General features: G+C 49.3%; 25 protein-coding genes, 1 riboswitch and 1 other annotated feature. Of the genes, 1 reads left to right on the top strand and 24 read right to left on the bottom strand.

What is annotated here, in order from left to right; genetic code table 11:
• Positions 1–38: 38 nt before the first annotated feature.
• From mraY to EKM94_RS06410, 6 genes are all read right to left on the bottom strand, one after another.
• The gene (gene mraY, locus EKM94_RS06435) at positions 39–1001 is read right to left on the bottom strand and encodes a phospho-N-acetylmuramoyl-pentapeptide-transferase (protein WP_125599274.1); all 963 of its coding nucleotides are present in this window, start codon (positions 999–1001) and stop codon (positions 39–41) included.
• 17 nt (positions 1002–1018) lie between these two features.
• The gene (locus tag EKM94_RS06430) at positions 1019–3190 is read right to left on the bottom strand and encodes a penicillin-binding protein (RefSeq protein ID WP_125599227.1); all 2172 of its coding nucleotides are present in this window, start codon (positions 3188–3190) and stop codon (positions 1019–1021) included.
• On the bottom strand, positions 3187–3558 hold the full coding sequence (gene ftsL, locus EKM94_RS06425; protein ID WP_164511134.1) for a cell division protein FtsL: 372 nt from the start codon (positions 3556–3558) through the stop codon (positions 3187–3189). The genes EKM94_RS06430 and ftsL overlap by 4 nt, the downstream gene beginning before the upstream one ends.
• Before the next feature lie 51 nt (positions 3559–3609).
• Positions 3610–4557, bottom strand: a complete 948-nt coding sequence (gene rsmH, locus EKM94_RS06420) for a 16S rRNA (cytosine(1402)-N(4))-methyltransferase RsmH (RefSeq protein WP_125599221.1) — start codon at positions 4555–4557, stop codon at positions 3610–3612.
• A 54-nt stretch (positions 4558–4611) separates the two neighbouring features.
• On the bottom strand, positions 4612–5043 hold the full coding sequence (mraZ, locus tag EKM94_RS06415; RefSeq protein WP_125599272.1) for a division/cell wall cluster transcriptional repressor MraZ: 432 nt from the start codon (positions 5041–5043) through the stop codon (positions 4612–4614).
• Between the two features lie 191 nt (positions 5044–5234).
• Complete coding sequence (locus tag EKM94_RS06410) at positions 5235–5594, bottom strand: DUF3397 family protein (RefSeq protein WP_125599219.1); 360 nt, start codon at positions 5592–5594, stop codon at positions 5235–5237.
• A gap of 88 nt (positions 5595–5682) precedes the next feature.
• On the opposite strand from EKM94_RS06410, the gene EKM94_RS06405 reads away from it, so the two are divergent.
• Positions 5683–5805 carry a DUF4044 domain-containing protein gene (locus EKM94_RS06405; RefSeq protein ID WP_125599216.1) on the top strand — a complete coding sequence of 41 codons (123 nt, stop codon included), beginning with the start codon at positions 5683–5685 and terminating at the stop codon, positions 5803–5805.
• A gap of 303 nt (positions 5806–6108) precedes the next feature.
• Here EKM94_RS06405 and thiT read toward each other — a convergent pair whose 3' ends face one another.
• The 18 genes from thiT to thiI form a co-directional block, all read right to left on the bottom strand.
• Positions 6109–6681 (bottom strand): energy-coupled thiamine transporter ThiT, encoded by a 573-nt coding sequence (gene thiT, locus EKM94_RS06400; RefSeq protein WP_125599205.1) that lies wholly within the window; start codon positions 6679–6681, stop codon positions 6109–6111.
• Positions 6682–6724: 43 nt separating this feature from the next.
• A riboswitch (TPP riboswitch) is annotated at positions 6725–6824 on the bottom strand.
• 117 nt (positions 6825–6941) lie between these two features.
• Entirely contained in the window at positions 6942–7763 is an 822-nt protein-coding gene (locus tag EKM94_RS06395; protein ID WP_125599202.1) for an amino acid ABC transporter substrate-binding protein, read from the bottom strand.
• Positions 7764–7779: 16 nt separating this feature from the next.
• Positions 7780–8418, bottom strand: a complete 639-nt coding sequence (locus EKM94_RS06390; protein WP_125599199.1) for an amino acid ABC transporter ATP-binding protein — start codon at positions 8416–8418, stop codon at positions 7780–7782.
• A gap of 12 nt (positions 8419–8430) precedes the next feature.
• Positions 8431–9078 (bottom strand): amino acid ABC transporter permease, encoded by a 648-nt coding sequence (locus EKM94_RS06385; RefSeq protein ID WP_125599197.1) that lies wholly within the window; start codon positions 9076–9078, stop codon positions 8431–8433.
• Between the two features lie 588 nt (positions 9079–9666).
• Complete coding sequence (minD, locus tag EKM94_RS06380; RefSeq protein ID WP_125599194.1) at positions 9667–10494, bottom strand: septum site-determining protein MinD; 828 nt, start codon at positions 10492–10494, stop codon at positions 9667–9669.
• Positions 10494–11156: a septum site-determining protein MinC gene (locus EKM94_RS06375; protein WP_125599191.1), complete on the bottom strand. Its 663-nt coding sequence runs from the start codon at positions 11154–11156 to the stop codon at positions 10494–10496. Before EKM94_RS06375 ends, minD begins: the two co-directional genes overlap by 1 nt.
• Before the next feature lie 4 nt (positions 11157–11160).
• Complete coding sequence (gene mreD, locus EKM94_RS06370) at positions 11161–11706, bottom strand: rod shape-determining protein MreD (RefSeq protein WP_125599188.1); 546 nt, start codon at positions 11704–11706, stop codon at positions 11161–11163.
• The gene (gene mreC / locus EKM94_RS06365) at positions 11699–12559 is read right to left on the bottom strand and encodes a rod shape-determining protein MreC (protein ID WP_125599185.1); all 861 of its coding nucleotides are present in this window, start codon (positions 12557–12559) and stop codon (positions 11699–11701) included. Before mreC ends, mreD begins: the two co-directional genes overlap by 8 nt.
• A gap of 48 nt (positions 12560–12607) precedes the next feature.
• A complete protein-coding gene (locus EKM94_RS06360; RefSeq protein ID WP_125599182.1) occupies positions 12608–13609 on the bottom strand; it encodes a rod shape-determining protein in 1002 nt (333 codons plus the stop codon).
• Positions 13610–13821: 212 nt separating this feature from the next.
• Positions 13822–14529, bottom strand: a complete 708-nt coding sequence (gene radC / locus EKM94_RS06355) for a RadC family protein (RefSeq protein WP_225422175.1) — start codon at positions 14527–14529, stop codon at positions 13822–13824.
• Positions 14530–14659: 130 nt separating this feature from the next.
• On the bottom strand, positions 14660–15946 hold the full coding sequence (locus EKM94_RS06350; protein WP_125599180.1) for a bifunctional folylpolyglutamate synthase/dihydrofolate synthase: 1287 nt from the start codon (positions 15944–15946) through the stop codon (positions 14660–14662).
• Between the two features lie 69 nt (positions 15947–16015).
• Positions 16016–18658, bottom strand: coding sequence for a valine--tRNA ligase (locus EKM94_RS06345; RefSeq protein ID WP_125599177.1), 2643 nt, complete (start codon positions 18656–18658; stop codon positions 16016–16018).
• Positions 18659–18709: 51 nt separating this feature from the next.
• Positions 18710–18912 (bottom strand) — a binding site (T-box leader).
• Between the two features lie 159 nt (positions 18913–19071).
• Complete coding sequence (locus tag EKM94_RS06340) at positions 19072–19563, bottom strand: hypothetical protein (protein WP_125599175.1); 492 nt, start codon at positions 19561–19563, stop codon at positions 19072–19074.
• A complete protein-coding gene (locus EKM94_RS06335) occupies positions 19553–20161 on the bottom strand; it encodes an ATP-binding cassette domain-containing protein (RefSeq protein ID WP_125599173.1) in 609 nt (202 codons plus the stop codon). The genes EKM94_RS06340 and EKM94_RS06335 overlap by 11 nt, the downstream gene beginning before the upstream one ends.
• Before the next feature lie 3 nt (positions 20162–20164).
• Positions 20165–20686 (bottom strand): hypothetical protein, encoded by a 522-nt coding sequence (locus EKM94_RS06330; protein ID WP_125599170.1) that lies wholly within the window; start codon positions 20684–20686, stop codon positions 20165–20167.
• On the bottom strand, positions 20687–21505 hold the full coding sequence (locus tag EKM94_RS06325) for a hypothetical protein (RefSeq protein ID WP_125599167.1): 819 nt from the start codon (positions 21503–21505) through the stop codon (positions 20687–20689). It lies immediately after the preceding gene.
• A gap of 921 nt (positions 21506–22426) precedes the next feature.
• Positions 22427–23080, bottom strand: coding sequence for a redox-sensing transcriptional repressor Rex (locus EKM94_RS06320; RefSeq protein ID WP_125599164.1), 654 nt, complete (start codon positions 23078–23080; stop codon positions 22427–22429).
• A gap of 269 nt (positions 23081–23349) precedes the next feature.
• Positions 23350–24567, bottom strand: coding sequence for a tRNA uracil 4-sulfurtransferase ThiI (gene thiI, locus EKM94_RS06315; protein WP_125599161.1), 1218 nt, complete (start codon positions 24565–24567; stop codon positions 23350–23352).
• Positions 24568–24584: the final 17 nt, after the last annotated feature.

Below are 24584 nucleotides of genomic sequence, written 5' to 3'. Positions count from 1 at the left end.
ATTTGATACGTAAACGTGACAACTAATAACTGCCAGCGCTAAAAAACAAAGATCAGCAAGTAAGCGGCGGCGCTAACTAAACCGACCGCCCAGAACACCAGGACAACTTTTCGCTCCGACCACCCGCTCATTTCGAAATGGTGGTGGATCGGCGTCATCTTGAAGATCCGCTTACCGCGTAGCTTGAAGGAACCCACTTGCAAAATAACCGAGGCCGTTTCCAATACAAAAACCAACCCGATCAACAACAATGACCACGGGCGCTGCAACAGGATCGAGATCACAGCCAGTCCCCCGCCTAGCGCCAAGGACCCCACATCACCCATAAAAATCTGAGCCGGCAAATGATTGAAGAGCAGAAATCCAACTAAGGCGCCAGCCACAGCATAGCAGATCACGCCCAAGGACATTTGGTGTTCATGGAACGCGATCAGCCCGTAAGTGAAGTAGGCGATCACGCCCAAGCCCCCGACCAAACCATCTAGTCCATCAGTCAAATTGACCGCGTTGGAGAAACCAACGAGCCAAACACCGACGAATAATGCAAAGACAATTACCGAATGGCTAACTCCGATCCCTGGGAAAACGAGGCCTTGTTCGGGGCGATCGTTCAAATAAATCATGACGAAAATAATCGCGGTCAGGATCTGGGCCAATAATTTCTGCCAGGCCGTTAAGCCCATGTTGCGCTTCTTCAGGAGTTTGATGCCGTCATCCGCGAAACCGATCGCGCCATAGAGCACGATGACCAGGACAAACAACCAAACTTGAGTCCCTAACTGATGCATCAACAAAGCCCCCACCAGCACGACGACAATGATCGCACTTAGAAAAACCAACCCGCCCATAATCGGCGTGCCTGTTTTCTTCATGTGCCATTTCGGCCCCTCACCACGGATTTGCTGACCTTCGTCGTGATCGCGCTGATAGTGAATAAACATGGGTAAGAACAAGACGGTCAATGCGAATGCACTGAGCGCGCTAAGCAATGGAAATATCATCATTTACTCTCTTCCTATTATGGCTCTGCCAATTTGATAACGATCTGTTGGCCGGCGGTGATCACCGCCCCGGCCTTCAGACTCTGACTAGTGACGTAACCATCGCCCGAGAACTTAAAGTCGCCACCAGTTATCTCTGCTAATTTTAACACATCATTTTTAGACCAGCCAACTACATTTGGCATGGTCATGGCGCCTTCGGTCAGAAGCACCACCCGTTGCTTGGCAATGACCTTCTCCCCGGCCGCCGGTAATTGCTGCACGATCTTGGAGCCATTGCCCACTTGCGTCACGGTCAAGCCCTGATCTTTAGCCTTTTTCACGGCGGCGGCGCTGGCTAGACCGGTCAATTTGCTCATTTTGATTGAATTGGCGTCAGTGTCAGCGCTGGTAGTCCGATAATTCAAGGCCCGTTTCATTAATGGATTGAAGATTTCCGATAAAATCGAAATCGCATCCGCTTTCGTTATATCTGGCTGTTTCGCCGTCACGTACAGAATATATTCTGGATCATCGGCGGGTGCAATCCCCGCTACCGAATAGATATAGTCGTTGCTGCCTGTCAAATAGCCGCCTTTGCTGCTGGCAATTTGCGCGGTCCCGGTTTTGACCGCGATTTGTTGGTCATAACCGTCAATCTTGTACTGCTGACCGGTCCCATAATCGGCCTCAACCACTTGGCGCATGGCCGCGATCACTTGTTTCGCGGTATCAGCGCTGATCGGTGTGCCGAGAACTTTCTTATCGTACTTCGTGACCTTACCTTGGTTGCTGACCACTTTGCTGACGATCCGCGGCTGTAACATCTCGCCTTGATTTGCGATGGCGCTAAGGAAGGACATCATTTGAACGGCGCTGACATTAACCGCCTGACCAAATGAGGTGATGGCCCGATCCAATGGCGTTTTGATCTGAATACTGCCACTGGCCTCGTTGGGCAAGGTGATGCCTGTTTTCTGGCCCACACGGAAACGATTCAGATATTCTTTCCACAACGTTTCTCCTAGCGCTTGCTCAATGTGAACCGCGCCGGTGTTACTAGACCGCGGAATCACCTGAGAAAAAGGAATCGTGCCCCAACCGACTTGATTCCAATCGCGGATCGTAGAACCATTGATGGTTACCGACCCTGATCGGTAAGTAGCATTAGGATTATACTTACCTGAATCAATGGCGGCGGCCAATAAAAGCACTTTGAAAACAGAACCTGGCTCATAGGCATCCTCCACCAGACTATCACGCCATTGTGTCTCCAAACCTGATTTTGTGGCCGCATTGAAGGTCGGTCGTTGGGAAGCGGCGATGATTGCCCCCGTTTTCGCGTTCATCAGAATGGCTGATAATTCCGTCGGGTCATACTTATCCTGCACATCTTGCAACAATTGTTCCAGATAACTCTGTAGCCGGGAATCGAGGGTCAAATAAACATCGGAACCATCTTCAGCTTTTTTGACGACCCGTTTCGAATCGGGCAATTCATACCCATAATTATTGAGCTTCGCCACTTGACGGCCGTTGACCCCAGTCAATTGCTTGTTGAAATACTGTTCGACGCCCATCAGTCCTTTCAACTGCTGGGTACTCTGCTGATTGGTTTGGTCCACGGTGGTTTTCAACTGGGCCAAACCGACAATATGGGACGCAAAGGTGCCATTGGGATAAAGCCGTGACGGTGTTTCGGTAAAATTGATCCCGGGCAACTTCTCGTCAGTGATCTTTTGCTTAATTTCCAAACTCAAATTACGACCAGCGGCCCCAAATTCGACTTGAAATTGATTCTGGTTAAGCGTCTTGGTAATCTCGGTCGCACTGATTTTCAGGTATTTACTAAGAACAGTGGCTGTTTTCGCCTTATCTTTAACGTAGAGAGGCCGGCCGGCTGTTGAGACTTGATTCTTGTCCAAAACCGCGTACAGAGTATAAACATTCGAGTCCTCCGCAACGGCATTGCCATTGGCATCATAGATGGTTCCCCGCCGCGCCTTGATCACCTGATCAAAACGATATTTTTTCTGGGTCTTTTTAGTCAAATCAACTTGCCCAACATGACCGCTGCCTGCAATATAGGCAAATCGGATAACAAAAAGCAGGAGAACGATGATGCTCAACGCGGCCAAAACTAGGCCAATCACCCCACGATTACGTTGCGTTCTCCTACTACTATGCTGTTTTTTACCCCGAGCACTCATTTGCTCATGTTCCTGACGTTGGCGTCATCGAAGCTTAGCCCGTTCTTCTTCGCATAAGCCGCCAGGCGATCAGAACTGCCCAATTCCCCGATCTCTTGTTGCAGATCAACGTTACTTGTTTTAGTTTTGCCGATTTTTGTTTGAATATCTTGAAGTTGGCGTTGACTGTTAGTAACGGTCACGCTGCCATGGACCAAGAAAACCATGAAGCCTAGAATCGCCAAACAAGACCCTAAGGCTAATAGTCGTTCCAAAAGGGAAAAGCGAACTTTACGAGAATATTGGACCGGAGCGGCTTGCGGCTCCAGTTGCGGCGTTGCTAATGGTGTTACTTCCGGTTGTAATTTTCTAACTGCATTATCATTCATATTCAAAAACCCCATATTTTGATTTACTAAAGATTGATCACAGCTGATTTTTTATAGTCGTTGGCGCTCGGCTACCCGTAAACGGGCACTATGAGCACGATGATTAGCGGCAAGTTCCGCCGCGTTGGGCACGATTGGCTTGCGGTTGACCAATTTCAAGATTGGCTGTAACTCTGCCGGCACCACTGGCAACCCTGGCGGCAGCTCAATTTCCGCATATCGTTTCATGGTTTGTTTAACAATTCGATCTTCCAAAGATTGAAAGGTGATCACACTCAGGCGCCCATGGAGTGCCAGGAGGTCGACGGCTTGTTCGAGACTATCTGATAAGGCACCGAGTTCGTCGTTGACCGCGATGCGGATCGCTTGAAAAGTCCGTTTGGCTGGGTGCCCACCAGTTCGCCGAGCGGCTGCCGGAATGGCTGTTTTGACCAATTCGGCTAATTCCGTTGTGGTGGTGATCGGTGCGATGGCTCGCTGACGTTCAATCGCGCGGGCGATCGGCTTGGCAAAGCGTTCGTCGCTATATCGGTTAATGATCCGGACAAGGTCTTGATAGGACCAGTCATTGACCACGATCGCGGCAGTCAACGTTTGACTTTGATCCATCCGCATATCCAGCGGCGCTGTTTGTTTATAGCTAAAACCACGCTCACCTAGGTCCAATTGCGGCGAAGATACGCCTAAATCGTAGAGCACACCATCGACATGCTCGATCTGATAGCTGGCCAGAACCGACTGCAGCTGGCGGAAATTGGCATGGACTAAAGTGACTCGTTCAGGCTCCTGAAAGCTCGGATCGGTGGCCAGCAAGCGTTCTCCGTTTGCTAATGCCATCTCGTCTTGATCAAAGGCAAAAACACGACCACCATGAAAGCGGCTGAGTAATTCCCGTGTATGGCCACCACCGCCGAACGTCGCATCCACATAAATCCCCCGATCATGAGGTGCAACACCAGTTACGGTTTCTTCTAATAAAACTGTTTGATGGTTAAACACTTGAACCCTCCTCGCTTACTTGACTTGCATGTCTTTACCTGGTTACCAGCAGGATCACAAATCGAAATCCATGAGATTTTCAGAGATTTCGTCGAAATTATCCGCGGCAGCATCGTTGAATGCTGTCCAGCGTGTTTCATCCCAGATCTCGATCCGATCGGAAACGCCGACGATCACACAATTCTTGGCTAATTGCGCGTAACTTAATAATGGTTTGGCAATGTTGATGCGGCCTTGCTTATCAAATTCCTGCTCCGTTGCCGCAGCATAGAAGAAACGAACAAAGGCCCGGGCGTCTTTCTTGGTCAGGGGTAACTGATCCAATTTGGCTTCCAGCGCTTGCCATTTGGCCATGGGATAACCGAACAAACAGCCATCCATCCCACGGGTCAATACAAAGGATTCGCCCAGCTCGGCGCGAAACTTGGCCGGCATGATCACGCGTCCCTTAGCATCCAAGCTATGGTGAAATTCACCCATCAACATTTTCTCACCCCCGTTATTCTTAAATTTTACCACATCCCCCCACTATTAACCACCCGAATCCACCTTTCTCCCACTTTTCTCAAACAACAAAAAAAGCCCAAGCAGCAAGGGCTTAGGCAATGAGCGATTGATTCGTAATCATTTTTTAATAATTTATTCAGAAAGCGTTTCCAACAAGATGAGCGCTTCGCCTATTTGGCCAAGACCCAAACGAGAATAAACAGGTACCAAATACCGGAGATTGCCAAGTAAAACCGCCATAATCCTAAGAAAAACGATTTCAGTTTTAGGTCATCTTTAACTTTCACCAAGTAGACGGCGTAAATCAACGCCCAGGCACAAACCGCGATCAGGCTGTACGCCCACGTCCGCTTGATGGCCACGCTTTGCGCCAATAGATCCATCGCCACGGTCAAGATCGGTGGTAATAAGAAATAAATCGGGATCCGCCGATCACTTAAGCGTCGCGCCGCGATCGTGAGCAAAAGACCTAGGGCCAAGCCCAACCAAGGTAAGCCGATCCCAAGGATAAGTGCGGTTTTTGAAGTCATTTAAAGGTTCCTTTCAAGAAACGGTGATTGAATTTTAACTGATTTTTAGGTAGAATAACGTTAATAAGTTAGCAAATGAGGTGTCGATTTGAGAGAGAAGAAAAAGACCAGTACTTTTACCAAAATCACGAAGGTTTTCGTTTGGCTGATGATCATCGTTACGCTTGCTGGGGTTGTTTTTGGTGCGATCAGTTCTATGGGCATATTCTAGCGCACAGCTGATTGGTTTCATTTTACCGCAAAATCATTGATTACGCAGTATAATTCGCCACTCACGTCATTTCCGAGCTATTTCGCCGAAACATCTGGCCAATCCCCACTTGTCGGCTAGCATTCCTGACGTTGAGCGAGGAGCCGTACCGTCGTTTAATTCACAACTAAAAAAAGACTGATTCTGGTTAAGTGCTTGGGCCCTCGCCCTGGTTTAACCGAATCAGTCTTTTTCTTCTTTCGTCTTAGTCAACGCAACTAACGCCGTTTCGGCCGCCCGCGACGGTCAAGGCTTGGCCCTCGCTTACAGATTACGGCGTAGTAACTGCGGGATCAGCCCCACGAGTAAACTGATCACAATCGCTCCGAGGATCGCGTTGGCGACGAAACTGCCGCCATTGATCACCAATGAATAGACCCAGGCCGATTGTCCCTTAGGCGCGTATGATCCCCAGAAAAACACACCGGAAAGATAATGAACCGCGTACTTGGCGAAATCGCCAATCAAGAACCCTAGGATTGCCCAAAGCGCCGCCAGTTTCCGCTGATCCTGGGCCAAGGCGTGATCGACTTGAGGCTTGACCAATCCAATCAATCCTGCCAAAGCGAAGGGAACGGGGTAATCTAAGATGATCTGGATCGGGTGCAATAAGGAGCCACTGCCCCGTAGCCACATGTCCAACAAGCCCCAGATCAAGCCGGCAACCATCCCTGGCACCACGCCGCGGCGGTAACAATAAATTGCGATCGGGATCAATCCATAGGCCAATTGGATCGAAGAAACGCCGAAATCATGGGGCACATAGGTCAAGGCCATCGCTAGCCCCGCAAAGATCGCGCCCTCCACCATTGTTTTGAGCCGTTCATTTTGTTGCATAAAAAAACTCCTCCTTCGAGACATGACCATCAACAAAGTGGAGTTTTCACTCCATCACAATTCCTACGCGTGTACTGACACAACAGGTTCAAGGGTCTGATCCGAAATCACTCTCAGCTATAATAGCTCCCCTTTGTGATGGCATATTCGATTTTTCGTTACTTCCACATTAAACAGGGTTTTGGGGCGCTTGTCAAGCAGGCGAATCGTTGAAACCGCTGACATCGACAAACCCTGGTGAGTGCTGATGGCCCCCCACTTTAAGCGCCGATTTTAATGGCTAGATCTTGCTTAAACCACTTCTCGCTTAAGCGACTGATCGTGCCATTCTGGCTAAGCTTCGCCAGAGCCGTGTTGAGACGCCGCCGCAACTTAGTGTCTGACTTGCGCAGTCCCACCGCAAAAGTTTCCTCGGGATAGCCGCCGCTGATGATCCGATATTGCTTTTGATTGTGTTGCTGACGAATGTAATAGCCCGCGTAGATGCTGTCACCAACGATGCCTTGGATGCGCCCAGCCTGAAGATCCAGAAAGGCAGTGTTGAAATTCTCAAACAGGACGGCGGAATGATCCGCGACAATATTCTTCAAAACTTGGGGCTGCCGCTCAAACAGGGTTTGGCCAGATGAGCCGTTCTGTAACCCGACTTTCTTCCCTTTCATCGCCGCGAAAGACCGAATATTGGCGGCCGTTTTGGTGACTAAAACCTGCTGATTACGCAGATAGGGATCAGAAAAAGCAACTTCACGCTGGCGTTCTTTGGTTTTGGTATAGCCATTCCAAATCAAATCGATCGTGCCATTCTTGAGCTCAGTTTCTTTCATGTTCCAATCGATTGCTTGGAAGGTAACGGGCTGATCCAACTCCCGGCCCACCGCCTTGGCCAGGTCAATATCAAAGCCGGCAAGACTGCCATCTTTTTCTTGAAAACCCATGGGCACGAAGGTGTCGTCCAACCCAACGATCAGGGTTTGGCCGGGTTGATCGACTGCCTTTAAATTACGGAGGGAGCCACAACCAGCTAAACTGAATAATAACCCCATTCCCAGCAGGAGCGTTAGCATTTCTTTTTTTAGGCGCATTGTCATTCCTCCTTGATCAGGATTGGTATGGGGCCAACTGGAAGGTGCGATCCGCGATTTGATCGGCAAAGACCAAATCATGGGTCACCACGATTTGGGTCATCCCGGTGGCTTTAAGTTGCAAAATCAAATCGCGAACACTGTCACGCAAATTGGGATCCAATGCCGAAGTTGGTTCGTCGTAACAAAGGATCCGCGGCTTTAACGCCAAGGCGCGCGCAATTCCCACCCGTTGCTTTTGCCCACCGGATAACTGAAAAGGATATTGATTTGCTTGTTCGGTCAGACCCAATTGAGCGAGCAGTGTTTGTGCCTGCTCAGTGGCCGCTTGGGGACTTAACCCGAAGGTCAGGCGCGGCGCCAGCACAACATTTTCCAGTGTGCTCAGATGTGGAAAAAGGCGGAAGTCTTGGAACACCACGCCGATGACGCCTGCTTTCAGGTTATCCTGAGCTGGGACAAACGGCTGACCATCTAATTCGATTTTGCCGTGATCATAGGGGGTCAATCCGGCGATGATCCGAAGTAACGTGGTTTTCCCGGCGCCGCTAGGACCTACGATACACAAGGTTTGGCCTTCTTCAACGTTGAGCGTTGCCTGATCGATGATCGTGCGTGTGGCGATTTTCTTGGTAATTCCTTGTAATGTCAGCATTGCTTCTTCCTCCTAGTCATAATACGCATAGTGTTTCTCCGCCTGACGCAAGGCCCAGGTCAACACAGCGGTCAACCCCAAGTAAATCGCGGCCACGGCCAGCAGCGGCACCAGGGTCACGTCACGCGCCATGGCAATATTTCCCGCCCGCAGCAGATCACCTAACCCAATCACATAAACCAAGGAAGAGTCCTTGACTAGATTGATCACTTCATTGCCGATCGCCGGAATCACTTTCTTATTGACTTGCGGCAAAATAATATAACGGAACGTTTGGCGGCTATTCAAGCGCAACATCTGGGCGGCCTCAACTTGCCCCTGATCAACGCTCTGCAGACCGCCCCGAAAGATCTCGGCGAAATAAGCGGCATAATTCAACACGAAGGCAAATAGCGCGGCAGCGTAACGTTCCAACACGATATGCATCAACGGCAGCCCATAGAAAACAAAAATCAATTGCAGTAACAGTGGTGTCCCGCGCATCAACCAAACATAAAAATCCAACACCGCCCGCAATGGCTTGAACCGCGACCGCAAACCAACGCTAGCCAATAGGCCCAAGGGGATCGCCAAGAGTAACGTCAAGCCAAAGATGCTCAAGGTTACTTTGGTCCCATTCAATAATGCTGGAAAGATCTCACTTAAATACTGCCAACTCATCCAACTCACTCCTTTTTTTAAATGCGCTGTACTCTATCCAAACGTGCTGCACGCAACTGCTTTCTGCGCCGATACGCAATTGTTCCGAAAGCAAAGCCCAGCTTTCAAAACAATTGCTAGGCTAATGCTCAGAAGCTGCCCAGGTCGGCTCGCACTCTTTGGAATACAAAAAACGCCCTCTAAACTATTGCTAGTCTAGAGGGCGTTGATCAACACGGTCCCACCTCTGATTTCCATCCGTCTCACAACGAATGGCTCACTCAGTCCTTGAACTGAACCGATAACGGTGGCGAACCGGGTCGACTTTGGATTACCAAGGTAAAACTGACATCGATCGCAGAATTGTTGTGCATGACCACTTACCTCTCCTTCTCACCAACCAGGAGTTCTCTGAACGCAGCGGTAGCCACCGGGACAATTATTTGCTTAGAATCTGTTAATTATTCATTCATAATAATCACAGACAGACCAAAAGTCAAGTCAAAAATTTGTTTTTTTGGAAAAATTACCGTCCGGTTCACCATGCCACCTTCACCGGATAAGTCCAAGACAAAGTCCCAACCACGCCGAACACTGGCTTGGGAGCGTTTAACGATGGAATAACCGTGACCAAAAGCCTTTCGGGGCCGGTTCTGGTTCCGGCGTTGACTCAACCGGATCCTCTTCCCGCAAGGTCATCAGTGGCACACTATCACCCAGCATCCGCCGGGCAATGTTCCGGTAACCCTGACTGGCCGGATTCTCCGGTGTCAACGTGACCGGTTCGCCTGCATTGGCGGTGGCGATAACGGCATCATCATCGAAAACAATGCCGAGCAAAGGAACCGACAAATGGTCTGTGATTGCTTCAATACTCATCATATCGCCCTGATTCATCAGATTCTTGCGAATTCGGTTGATGATCAGCCGCGGGCCAAACTCCAAATGATGAGCTTCTAAGATACCGACGATCCGATCCGCGTCACTGACCGCCGCATTCTCCGGTGTGGTCACCAAAATCGCCCCATCAGCTCCGGCCACCGCGTTTTCGAAGCCTTGTTCGATGCCTGCGGGGCAGTCCAGGAGTACAAAGTCGAAACTCTCTTTCAGTTGATTGACGATGTTTCGAACTGCTTGGGGGGTCAGGGCGTTCTTGTCAGAGCTTTGCGCCGCTGGCAATAAGAACAGCTTATCTTCCAAGCGGCTGTCCTTAATCAGGGCCTGCTTGAGACTAGCGCGGCCTTGAACAACATCTACGATCGTAAAGATGATCCGATTTTCCAGCCCCAAAACGACGTCCAAATTCCGCAGGCCTAAATCCAGGTCAACCAAACAAACCTTCTTGCCTAATAAGGCCAAGGAGGTCCCAATGTTCGCGGTGGTTGTCGTCTTGCCGACACCGCCTTTACCAGAAGTGATCACTAAGGCTGTTCCCATTACTGTTCCTCCAACTGTTGGAAGAGTTTAGGCTTGATTTTCTTCAGATCGGTCAATTTAGCCGTCGCCAAATTATGAAGGTCATCGATATAGGTGAATTGTTGGCCTTGGATCTCCGGCTGATCGGCCACGATCTCGACCAGATCGCTGATCCGCAACTGTGCCGCCTGGCGCAAATCACCAGCAATAATCGCCTCACTATTATCAGGGAAGCCCGCGTGAAGAATACCTTCGACCGCGCCGACCACATAAATATTGCGGGAAGCCATTAAGGTCGCGCCTTGATGGACGCTGCCCAAGACGATCACATCGCCTTCATAGAAGACCTCTTGCCCACTACGAATCACCTGGGGAACGAAGTGGAGCGCTTTGCTCTTGAGCAAGGCGGCGACCGTCGTTTGATCCATCACATCCGCCGTGACTTCAATGATTTTAAAATGTTCGAACTGCCCGACCAAGGCATAAAGTCGTTGCCGTTGTTCATCGGTCAGAATGCGCCGACCGGTGCGCACCTTGAAATCGATCTCCCGCGTGCTGGTATCCTCAGCCCGAACCTTTTCCAATAAGGTCGTTAATTCTTGCAAACTGAGCTCGAAGTTGCGTTCCGCTGGAATTTCGATTTCATAGCCATCATTGCGCCCTCTTAAAAAGACATTTTCCACGTCCTTACCTCCCTCGCTTCTGGTGAATAAATTGCAGTAGCCAGCGTGTTGGCCAAAAGAAAATCGCGAATAAAATCACGTTGAGCAAAATTGTTGGTCCTAGCGCGTCACTAATGAAGCTACCCAAAGACGCGCTGGTTAAATTAAAGAAATCAGCTAGAAAGAAGAGAATCACTTGGCCCACCAGCACGGTGATCACGAACGTCCCCAACTGATAGATCGGCTGCTTGCCGAAATAATTCAGCAAGAATTTCGTTAACAGATAGGTCAACGGTCCGATCAACGTGTACAGGCCGATCAATCCCGTATAAAACAAATCATAGGCCAGCCCGCCTAATAGCGCGTACCAGAAGAGCAGATTTGAAGCCGGCATCGCGAACGTACACAGAACCAGGGCCATTAAGAACAACTGGGGCGCCATTTGTAAACTATTATCAAAGAAAAAACCAGAGAAGGCCAGCGATAAGCTACCATCACTGAAAAAACCCAGCAAAATCACTAACGGGATCAACCAACGATGCTGGAATTTCTCTGCCTGCATATTAGTCATCCGCGATCCCCCGATCAATGACGGTCACCACGGTGAAATTATTCAAATTAGCCGCAGGTTTGATATAAATCGTGCTGGCCAGGCCATAGTCATCATCTTTGACCTTGACTACCGTTCCGATCAACAAGCCCGCCGGTGTTAAACCACCTAGCCCAGAGGTCACGACTTTCTGCCCTTTCTTGACTTTGTCGGCGGTCACCAAACGACCCATCTTGAGGGTGGCCGTTTCGGTATCATAACCGGTGATCAAGCCACTGACCGGCGTGCCACCATCAATACTGACCTCGGCCGCGAAACGATTACTCGAACCATTATCACTGGAAATCAACTCTACTTTCGAATTGGTTTGGTTGACCTCAACGATCCGACCGATCAAGCCCGAACCACTCATCACTGGCATGTCTTTCTTCAAGCCCGCCGCGGAACCGCGGTTGATCAGCAGATAGTTTTGCCAATTGATCGGCGAACGACTCATGACCGCCGCGGAAACTTGGGTATAGTCCGTTAACGTGGCGTTCAGTTTCAGCTGTTTCTTTAAGGCGCGATTTTCGTTTTTCAGGGTCTGATTCTCGACTTTGGTCTCGGCCAGCTCCTGGATCTCAGCCTTTAAGGCCTTATTCTCATCATAGGTATTGAAAAGATCTTTAATATTGGCGCTAACGCTACGGACACCGTTGACCGGAGCCGTGATCACATTGCCCACGATCCCCAAAGCGTCATTTCCAAAGCGTTGCACAAAAACAGGCGCCTTGCGATTGTCCCGTAATCCGATGGAAACGGATAACATTCCAAAGACGGCGATCAACGTGACCATCACGATAATCAACTTTTTGTTGGAAAAAAACTTATTCATTAAATCCTCCACAAATCAAAAAAGCGGGCACGCCCGCATTTTCGGATTTTAATGTTTCCGTTTCATAACTTCAATACTCTTGAGGGATTCCCCAGTACCGATGGCCACACAATCAAGCGGGTCTTGGGCGATGAACACCGGAACTTTAGTGGCATCTGAAATAACTTCAGGCAGATTCTTTAATAACGCGCCGCCCCCGGTCAAAACGATCCCATGGTCGATCACGTCAGCGGCAATCTCAGGTGAGGTCTCTTCCAAGGTCTCCTTGATCGCCGCAATAATTGCTTCGATCACTTCCTGAATCGCATTCGCAATATCAGTCGCGGAAACTTCGATTGTTTTCGGCAAACCAGTGATCAGGTCACGACCGCGAATCGTCATATCCTCTAACTCGCCAGCCTTGTCCACGGAAGCCGAGCCGATCTGGATCTTAACTTGCTCAGACGTCCGTTCACCGATCAATAAATTGAAATGTTGACGAATGTATGAAGTGATCGATTCATCGATCTTATCGCCGGCCATGCGGATCGACCGTGAGGATACGATCCCGCCTAACGAGATCGTTGCCACATCAGTGGTCCCACCGCCAATATCCACAACCATGCTGCCGGTAGGATCCATAATTGGCAATCCAGCGCCAACTGCTGCGGCGAAGGGTTCTTCGATCACGTAGGCCTCGCGAGCGCCAGCGACCCGAGTTGCATCGATCACCGCCCGTTTTTCGACTTCGGTCACCCCACTGGGCACACAAACCATCACATAAGGCTTGCCGCCACCCACGGTTTTCTCAATAAAGTATTTCATCATCGCAGCAGTCGTGTCATAATCCGCGATCACGCCATCTTTCATTGGCCGAATCGCGACGATACTTGCAGGAGTTCGGCCGATCATATCACGAGCTTCAGAACCAACCGCAATGATCTCGCCGGTTTTTGAATTTTTTGCAACGACAGAAGGTTCATTGAGGACAATGCCCTTACCTTCACTATAAACTAATGTATTGGCTGTACCTAAATCAATGCCAATATTCTTCGCACCGAATCCTAGCAATGTTTTCTCTCCTTAAATTCCAAGTTTATACTAATTGGAATTATACCATAATGGCAAAACGTTAAAAAGTATTCACTAAGAAATCTTAAAGAAATGGTCACCACCTGATTCGGCGCGCTGACCTAGACCAAAATAAACTTAGCAAGTTCTATTCTAACAGGAAACGGGCGAAAGTGCACATTTATACCGAAACGAAATCGCCGCGCTGGGCTTCAAAGTAAATCTTCTTCACGTAAAGACAAATAATTGTCATGACCGATGATCAAATGATCGAGACATTCAATTCCCATCAACTCCCCACACTGAACCAGCCGCTTCGAAAATTCCAAGTCATTACTGGAAGGCGTGGTCTGACCACTGGGATGATTGTGCAAACAGATCAGCCGGGCCGCCGATAACAAAACCGCGTAATGATAAATCTCCCGGGGATGCGCTACGGAACTGTTCAAACCGCCTGTAAAAATGATCCGCTCTTGGATCACTTGATTTTTGGTATCCAAATAGACCACCACCAATTGCTCCTGCTGGCAGCCGCGAAACTTCTTGACCATTTCTTGACCCAACATCCGCGACGATAAGACAACGCCCTGACGCAATTGCATTTGGCGTAACGATCGCCGCCCCAACTCGAAGGCCGCCTGTAATTCAATGGCCTTCGTGGGTCCGATCCCAGGATAGCGGGTCAATTCTGCTAAGCTACCCCGGGCCAAAAAAGCCAAATTACCAAACTCCTGCAATAATTGCGCGGCCAATTGTGCCGTACTCCATTTGGCCGTGCCCGTGCGCAAAATAATCTGCAACAACTCTTGATCCGTGGCGGCGCTGACTCCATGTTGATACACCGTTTCTCGCGGTCGCAAGGTGATCATGGTCGCCGCTTGCCCACCATCATTGATCACATTCGTCTCCTGCTTTCTCATCAAAAAATCACCCTTTCGTTTATAAATACGAAAGAGTGATCTGCTTTATTTTTTTGTTTTCGGAAAGTGGTCCGTTGCTGGCGCTAGACCGCGCCAGCAACCGGCCACGCCAAGTCTAGCGGCCAAACAGCTAGTCGGCCAATAAATAATGGCGCACGTCGGTGATCAGATAAAACGAGCCGGCAAAGAGAAACACCCCAGCGCCGCCCGACGCCTGAAGCGCGTTCTGGAAGGCTTGTTGCCAGGTGGGCGCATAGGTGAAGGGCGCGGCGATCTGTTGTTGCAATTGCGCCTGATCAGCCGCCCGAGGATTATCCGCCACAGTGGTCCAAGTCACCTGCCAGTTAGTGGCAGCCAGTAATGCGGCTACTTGGCGAATATCTTTATCCGCCATCATCCCCATCGTTAAAAAGATGGGCTGACCAGCAAAGACCCGCTTGACCGTGGCAATCAGCGCCGTGATGGCCGGAATATTATGGGCGCCATCCAAAACCATCAATGGCTCCTGACTAATGACCTCTAAACGCCCCGGCACTTGGAAATCCGCCAGAACTTGCCGTACCACGTGAGCATCCAACTGACTGTGCCGCTGATCCAACCAGGCTGCCGCTGCCGCTAGAGCCAAGCTAGCATCAGCCACCTGCCAAGTCGCCAGTGCTGGCATACGCAAATGACGCAGTGGCGCGGACAATCCGGTGCCCATCCAGTCAAATTGAACCTGCGGCGGTGACCACTGCACATGCTGCGCCTGGATTGCTTGACCAAACTGGTAACCTTTGGCCGCTTGTTGCTGGATCTTCGCCGTGATCAAAGGTTGGACCGCGGCGGGCAACTCACCATAAATCACGGTTTGCTGAGGTTTTATGATCCCCGCCTTTTCCACGGCAATGTCCGCCAGCGTGGGACCAATCAAGTCTTGATGATCCAACCCGATCGACGTGATCACGCCAACGCTGGCCGTGATCACGTTCGTGCGATCATGAGCGCCGCCGATCCCAACTTCGATCACCCCCACATCAACCGCTTGCGCAGCGAAATAATTGAACATCAGTAAGGTGACCCACTCAAATTCAGTCAACTCCAGCTGAGCCGCCGCTAAAACTGGGCGCATGGCGGTCACCAAGGCGATCAGTTGATCATCGGGAATCATTTGATCATCGATTTGGATGCGCTCGTTGAACTTCAACACGAAGGGCGAGGTAAACAGCCCCACATGATAACCCTGAGCGACTAATAACTGACTGATCAAATGACAGGTCGACCCCTTGCCGTTAGTCCCGGTCACATGGATCGTCGTGAATTTATCTTGCGGATCACCAAATAACGCCAATGCTTGTTTCATCAGATCCAATTTATCACTGCGATGTAACCGCGGTCGCCCATGTAAAAAAGTCAAGACATCTGTAATTGTGGTCAAACCCTACCTCCGTATCTACGTCCCACGCGCACTTGTGTGGTCACCACGCGTAAAATTTGCGCCTAAGCGTTATTTATTCGCGCTTAATTCAGTGATCCGTTGCTTAACGGCTTCCCGTTGGCTCAAGTAATCCACCCGCTTCGCCCGTTGTTCATCAACGACTTCTGCCGGTGCTTTCGCGACGAATTTTTCATTGCCTAATTTGCGGTCGATCCGGGTCACTTCTTGATCCAAACGGTTCGCTTCTTTTTCAAGGCGTTGGATCTCCTGATCAAGATCGATCAGCTCCGCCAATGGTACGAAAATCTCCACATCACTGGTGACTTGCGACATCGCCAGCTTAGGCGCTTTGACGTGCGGCCCAACTTCCAAAGCAGTTGGGTTCAGAAAGCGTTCAAGAAATTCCAGATTGCTGTTCAAGGTGTCCTCGATCGTCGTTGTCTTGGTCCGCAGCAAGATCTCGACCGGCTTGGAGATCGGCGCGTTAGCTTCCGCTCTGATCCCCCGCACACCGCGGATCACGTCGATCAACCCGGTCATTTGTTCCACCGCGACAATGTCATTAAGGTCCTCACTATATTCAGGATAATGCGCCACCGTCAATGAGCGACCTTCATGAGGCATGCTTAACCAGATTTTCTCCGTCACAAAAGGCATGATTGGATGCATCAAACGCAAGATCTGATCCAGCACATATAATAAGTTCTGCCGCTTGTAACGCTTAGCACTTTCATCATCGCCATTGAGCACCGCTTTACTCATTTCGATATACCAGTCGCAGAAGTCATTCCAAATAAAGTTGTACAACAAGCGACCGGACTCACCAAACTCAAACTGATCATTCAAGCGCGTCACCGAGCCGATCGTTTCATTCAAGCGACTGACGATCCACCGATCCGACAAGTCGAAGCGATCACGGTCGCGAATCACGCTGCTGGTGGTCGTGTCACCTAAATTCATGATGACAAACCGACTGGCGTTCCAGATCTTATTGATGAAGTTCCAAGCAGAATCCATTTTAGTGTAGCTGAAACGGGTGTCTTGTCCCGGCGTCGAACCTGTGGACAAGAACCAGCGCAACGCGTCCGCGCCGTATTTCTCGATCACGTCCATAGGGTCGATCCCATTTCCCAATGATTTACTCATCTTCCGACCTTGTTCGTCCCGGATCAAGCCGTGGATCAGGGCGTTTTCAAACGGCCGTTTACCCGTGAATTCCAGGCTTTGGAAAATCATCCGCGAAACCCAGAATGGAATAATATCATAGCCGGTCACTAAAGTATTGGTTGGGAAGTAACGTTGATAGTCAGCGCTGTCAGTGTTCGGCCAACCCATCGTGGAAAATGGCCACAAAGCGCTGGAGAACCAAGTGTCCAAGACATCGGTCTCTTGGTGCCAGTTTTCCGCATCTGCGGGCGCGGTCATCCCCACATAAACTTCGCCCGTGTCGTTGCGGTACCAAGCGGGAATGCGATGACCCCACCATAATTGCCGAGAAATTACCCAGTCATGAATGTTTTCCATCCATTGGGTGAAGGTCTTCTCAAAACGTTCCGGCACGAAATTGATTTTGTCAGCGGTGGCTTGGTTTTTCAAGGCCATTTCAGCCAAGGGTTTCATTTTGACGAACCATTGCGTTGATAGCCGTGGCTCAACTTGGACCCCAGACCGTTCCGAATGGCCCACACTGTGGACGATTTTCTCCACGCGCAGTAAATAGCCTTGCGCTTTCAAATCGGCGACGATCGCTTTGCGGGCGGCGAAACGATCCAGCCCCGCGTATTTGCCGGCCCGTTCATTCATCGTGCCATTATCATTCATGATATTGATCCGTTCCAGATCATGACGATTGCCGACCTCGAAGTCGTTGGGGTCATGGGCAGGCGTGATTTTGACCGCGCCGGTCCCGAAGTCGATGTCCACATAATGGTCTTCGATGATCGGGATTTGGCGATCAGTCAACGGTAATTTGACCATTTTGCCCACCAGCTTGGCATAACGGGGATCGCCGGGATGAACCGCGATCGCCGTGTCACCCAGCATTGTTTCCGGCCTGGTCGTGGCGATCTCGATGTCACCAGAACCATCAGCTAAGGGATAACGCACATGGTAGAAACCGCCCTCATCATCCTGGTGCAGCACTTCAATATCCGACAACGCTGTTTCCAATTGCGGGTCCCAGTTGATGATGTATTCGCCGCGATAGATCAAGCCTTTTTGATACATTTTGACGAAAACGGTCCGGACCGCCTCGGACAAGCCATCATCCAAGGTGAACCGCTCCCGATCGTAATCTAAAGACAGCCCTAACTTGGCCCATTGCGCCTTGATCGTGGCCGCATATTCGTCTTTCCAAGCCCAGACCTGCTCAACAAACTTCTCGCGGCCTAATTGGTGACGATCTTGCCCTTGCGCCCGCAACTTGGCCTCAACTTTGGCCTGGGTCGCGATGCCCGCGTGATCCATCCCAGGCAGCCACAAGGTATCGAAACCTTGCATCCGCTTTTGGCGAATGATCATATCCTGTAAAGCTGTGTCCCAAGCATGACCCAAGTGCAACTTCCCAGTCACATTGGGAGGTGGGATCACGATCGAATAAGGTTTCGCCTTTTTATCGCCACTAGGCTTGAAAACTTTCTCATCTAACCATTCTTGATAACGACCCGTTTCAACGCTCTTCGGATCATATTTCGGTGCCATTTCTGTTGCCATGTCATCCGCTCCTTCAACTAAATCCCGCCAACAAAAAAATCGTCCTAAATAACATAGGACGATTTCTGATCGCGGTACCACCTAAATTGAGCATCGCTGCTCCAACTCAATGCAATAACGGCTGCTACCGGCGCAAACTACTGCTTCACTTGCGCAACTCCCAAGCTACCGCTACTGACTGTCTGGGGAAATTTCACACTGACCATTTCCTCACTGACCAGCCGATCAGTACCGCTCTTGTTCAAGGTTGTTGGTTAAATCTTAGCCCAAAAAGCAGAAACGGTCAAGTCCTGACCGCCGAATTTCACAGGATAAACAAACAGCCTGGTCTAGGCTTAAAGATGCTTACGACTCAGTGGCGCGGTCGTGTGATCCAAGTGATCCGCCCAAAGCAGCAATCACGCCGCCAAAAATCACGTTGCTGGAAGCAACAAACAAACAACAATTCGGCTTATTAGCAAGAGAAGCCCAGAGACGATAGCGTAATGCTTACGCTCGAAAGGAATCATCAGCGCGCAGCCCAGAACAACCAAAGTCGCTACAAGAAAATAGCCAAGGACCTGTGGTTGATGCAAAATGAACAGCGTTAAAATCATGGGAAAGAGCGCGAGAATTAGCACTGGCGCAATTTTTTTTAAAACGGCGCGTTGCAACTGCCAGGCAGACAAGTTTCGCACCTGGATCAGCACCCAAATATCTTTGAAATCTTGCTCACATCTCATCAGATACCACCAGGCGTTCACCATGATCAGCGTCGAAAGTAGAACAACCCACAAATTACCTCGGAGAACGCCAAAGGTCATTAAAATCAAGTTTTGCGATGACAAGGCGAAACGATTCCTGACGACAATCACAAGGGACCCGATCCCAAGCGAAACGAGCCAGCCAAATGGCTTAGTTCTCATTGCTAGCTACCAATAGACCATCTTCGAGCAGATACATTCGCTGATACTGCACGCTGGGAATGATGTCATGGGAAGCAATCAGAACGCTCTTACCTTGATCAGCCAATTTGGCAATCAAATCGCTAAAGCCAGCTAAGGAGGGTTCATCAAGTCCTCTTGTCGGCTCGTCCAGCAAAATGATCGACTGATCTTCCATGACAGCCTGAATGATTCCTGCTTTCTGACGCATCCCCACGGAAAACTTGCCCATCTTATCCTTGTTATCCAGGTCAAGGCGCAAGATTTGGGAGAGTTCCTTGACCCAAGGTAAATTGTACGTGCCGCGCAACTCCGCCAAGAATTTCAAGTTACGCGCCAGCGTTTCAAATTCAAAAAATCCGGGATTTTCAATCAAGGCGCCAAAAACATCTGCGTCACCCTTGACCACACTGCCAGCTGTTGGGACCAATAATCCCACAATGATCTTAAATAAGGTTGATTTACCAGAACCATTCGCACCAGAAATGTGCGCGACTTCTCCGGGCTGAAGTGTTAGCGAAGCGTTCGTGATCACTTGCTTTTCTTTAAAGCGCATAGCAATACCATCAATCTGTAACATCAATTAACCTCCAATAATGCGCGGTAGTATAACAAACATTTCAATCCAATAATGATATAAAAAATTCAAGCCGATGATCACGATGATCAGTCCTAGCGAGCGCGCAACCAAAAAAGTCATGGCCGCCAACAGGGCGATGATGATCAATAGGAGTAATCTCGAACCCCAAACAAGGAGCAAGCCTGATAGCGCAGTCGCTGGGCCCAGGCTTGCTCCGCCCATGATATAAGTCAACGTTAGTGCGAAATAATAGCCAACCGTTGTAATAATGCCAACCATTCCCAATGCCAGAAACACATTGAATTCTTTGCCCCTGACCGCGACTAAGCCATAAATTGGCCGATTGACCGTGTTGTAGAAAAGTAGCGCGCAAAGCAGCGCGCTTTGCGGAATCAAAGTTGTCCAATGTGAGCTGTAAACGCTGATCAATGTATTTGTTGGGGCCAACAGCGCACTAACGATTCCCAGCACGATGGCGAAAATGTACAACTTGACAGACGCCTGGCGAGTTAACAGAGTCTTCATTTACGCGTCCCCCTGCCTAGCCTGCTTTTGCCAAAAGACCAACAGCACCAAACAAACAACCATGTAAAACAGAACAGTTAGCAGATGAAGCGCCAATAATGGCAGCGGCATTGATGAAGTCCCGAAGTTGATTTCACCCGGCGCAATCATTCCCGGCAGAAAGATTGTGTACAAGAACAAACTGCCTTGACCGCCAAGCGCCACGTTCGCGATCCCTGGAAGCAACGAGAACAACAATAGTAATAATGCCGTGGCGGGAAAAATCAGCACGGTGCGTCGAACAAAGAGACTGACCGCGAAACATAGGATAGCACCGATGACCCACCCCACTGTTGAGCACAGCACAAACAGGAGCAGATTCATTGACCCATTAAGGGTGAAGAATGTCGGCAAGCCATTTTTCAAGAAAGAGCTCGCGGGAATCAATGAAATCGGGGCGAACAGGAAATGAATAAGCATTAGTTCCAGGCCAATTTGAACTAGACGAATAATTGCCGTCCCGATAGTGATGTGGCAAAGCGCTTGCTTGATAAAAACACGGCGACCAACGCGTGTCACCCACAGATTGAATAACTTGCTATTTTTGCCATAGATAAAGAACCAAAAACAGCTGGTCGGAATAATCACCAACATGATGATCAAGTGCCAGATCGTCTCATTGTTGCCAAATAGCTGCATGCCGTAGAACAAGGCCGTCCCCGCCTCACCTCGACGTAAGATGCCCAGATTTTCATGGATCAAAAGCAGTGTATGGATCACCGTCACCATGGAGATCAGTAACAAGCCCATGAGAAAATATTTCCGCCAAAGTTTGATCAAAATGCCACCTCCGCAATTTGTAAAAGTGAAGCAGACAGTCAGCCGACTATCTGCTTCACAAAAACACTATTCTTTATCTCCTTCTACTTCTTATCAGCACTAAAGTGTAATTTCACGTTACTTTTATTCGGCTCGATTTTTTTCGAGTGAACATCAGCCCAATAGTAGTGATTAATGATGCCAGCATTGTCATTCGCACGCGTAGTCTTATCCTTATAGAGCCCCACATAGCCTGTCTTAGGAGCACCATCCGAATTCACCAATCGTACATTATAGCCGAATGCGTTGCTCTGGACATCACCATTAAACGAAGCGTAGTCGTCATTCCGTAATTTGAGAAGATTATTTTCTTGCGCCATCGTAGTTTGTAATCGATTACATTTTTAGTATACACCCCTTTTTTGAGAACTCAAGTCAATTACAAGATAATTGTGTTTCAAAAGTAAAGCAATCTAAAACCGTCATATAACGCTAAACTTAATTTATCCCTTAATTTTTCGAACAAATAACGACGCTATTTCATCGTCATGTACGGTCGTCCCCTAGCAAAGATAGGAGACCATTTTCGTTTGAAATTTCAAGTCAATTCTCGCCCTGCTTACCCCCGTTCCAAATAAATCCCTGTTCTCATTTCCAGCTATCGAAAGCAAGAACCTTCGTGCACCTGCTGTTGGCTAGGTATTCCACGCCGCTTTTATAGCGCCGCCCCGTGAATGTTAGTAAATATTTTGGGAGAGTAAGTAATACAGAAAAAGGCAAACAAAAAAGCTCAGTACATTTGTTAAAAATGAATTGAGCCGTTTTTAAACTGAAAACAGGTTTGAAAGCTGACTGTCGCGCGACCCGTTCCTGCTAGGTGCCATCGGGACAATGTTGTTCCCTAACTACAAGAAGTACAAGCCCGAGACCATCGGCCCGTGGTTATTTCGCCACCGCCGCTTGGCCTCGCTCCGAGAGCAGCAACAGATTCAGAACTTCGGAAGTCAAATCTAAATAGCGCATATTAACAAATTCCGGCAAAATCACCGGCTCAGGGGCAAAACTCAGGATCGAGCGGATACCATTATCGACCAACTTGGCGGATACCTGTTGCAGCGAGTGGCTGGGCACCGTGGAAATGGCGGTGTTGATTTGCAAGCTGGCGATCGTGGCACCCAATTCCGCCATCGGTTGAACGATCACCTGATTGATTTCCTCGCCAATCACCCCTGGATCAGCATCGAAAGCGCAAACGATGGCCATATTGGGATTGCGGCGGAAATTGTTCTTTAATAAGGCGCGACCTAAATTACCGACCCCGACCAGCGCCAGATATTGTGGTTCATCGACTTCAAGAATCTCACCGAAGATTCGGATCAAATGGCCAACATCATAGCCATACCCGCTACGGCCCAACTCACCGAAATAAGAAAAGTCGCGGCGGATCGTCGTTGGTTCGACCTGCGTCGCCGTGCCCAGATCAGCGGACTTGATCCGGCGCGTCCCCTCATCTGCCAAGTTGCAGAGAGTGCGGTAATATAGCGGTAAGCGGGACAGCGTCATTCTAGGAATTCTCGTTGTTTTCTGATTCGTCATCGTTATTCGCTCCGTTTTGTTAAACTCGTCACATTTCGTGATAAGCATACCAAAAAAAGCAAGTTCGTGCAAGCGTTAACAAAAAATATTTCCCACCTAGACCTCATAAAAATGAACAAAACCTTGGAAACAATCACCGCGCAGGTTGGTCCAACGGTTAAATACCACCACACAAAAAAGTTCAATCAAAATTGATTGAACTTTTTTGATGGGTAGCTATTGTGGGTCTGGCAATGACGCGCCACGCAACTGATCCAGCAATAAATTGATTAGAGGATCGATTGGATCTGATCCTGGTCACTTTGCATGAACTCATCATGGCTATGGATCTCGGTGATCTTGACGCCAGCTAACGCCCGCGCCATTAGCGCCGCGCCGTCCAACTGTTCCTCATAATAACGTGCCTTATCTAAACGCGGCTTAGTTTTGGGACGTGGTGGCGCGAAGATCGTACAACAGTCTTCAAAGGGCATGATCGATAAATCGAAGGTATCGATTTCTTCGGCAATTTTAATGATTTCATTCTTATCCATGGTCGCGACCGGCCGAATGACCGGCAAAGTCGTGACATCATTGATGGCGACCATGCTTTCCAAAGTTTGCGAAGCCACTTGGCCAACCGATTCACCATTAAAAATCGCCAACGCCTCACGTTTCTTCGCTAAAGCCGCCGCTAGCCGCAACATAAAGCGCCGTTGCACTGTCATCAAATAGCCTTCAGGGACCGAACGCTTCACTTCTTCTTGGATCTCCGTGAAAGGAACCTCAATGAAATTGATTGTGCCCACATATGGCGCTAACTTGGCCGTCAAAGCTTTCGCCTTGGCCAAGGCCCGTTCTGAAGTATACGGTGGACTGAAGAAATGAACCATTTCAATGGCAACGCCCCGCTTCATAGCCAAGTAGCCGGCCACCGGCGAATCGATCCCACCAGACAACATCAGCATCGCTTTGCCGGCCGTCCCCACTGGCAGGCCGCCGGCGCCTTTGATCGTCTGGGAAGACAAATAAATGCCATCACGGCGAACTTCCACACGTAAGGTCACGTCAGGATATTTCATTTGCGCAGTCAGTTGTGGCAATTGATCGTAGATATAATCGCCCAACAGCAAATTAAGCTGATTGGTGTCATATTCGAAATTATGATCCGACCGACGGGTATTGATTTTAAAAGTTTTCGCGGCTGGGACCAATTCCTGCATCATCGCCAGCGCAGTCTGTTTCAGAATTTCGATATCTTTCGAGATCGTAATACTTGGCGAGAAATTCTGGATACCGAAAACTTGCCGCAACTTCGCCATGACCGCAGTTGAATCGGTCCCATTCAAAGCGATATGCATGCGATCACGTTTGGGATAGATTTTTAAGTCGGGAAATTCGCGCAAAGTCTTGGTAACATTGCCATTGAGCCGGCCGATAAACTCCCGGCGATTCTTACCTTTGGTGGATAACTCACCATAACGAACTGTGATTTCTGTGTATTGCATAATAGCTCCTTTTTCAA

The sequence above is a fragment of the Lapidilactobacillus achengensis genome, from assembly GCF_003946655.1.
Classification (GTDB): Bacteria; Bacillota; Bacilli; order Lactobacillales; family Lactobacillaceae; genus Lapidilactobacillus; species Lapidilactobacillus achengensis.
This window is presented reverse-complemented; position numbering and strand designations above follow the sequence as displayed.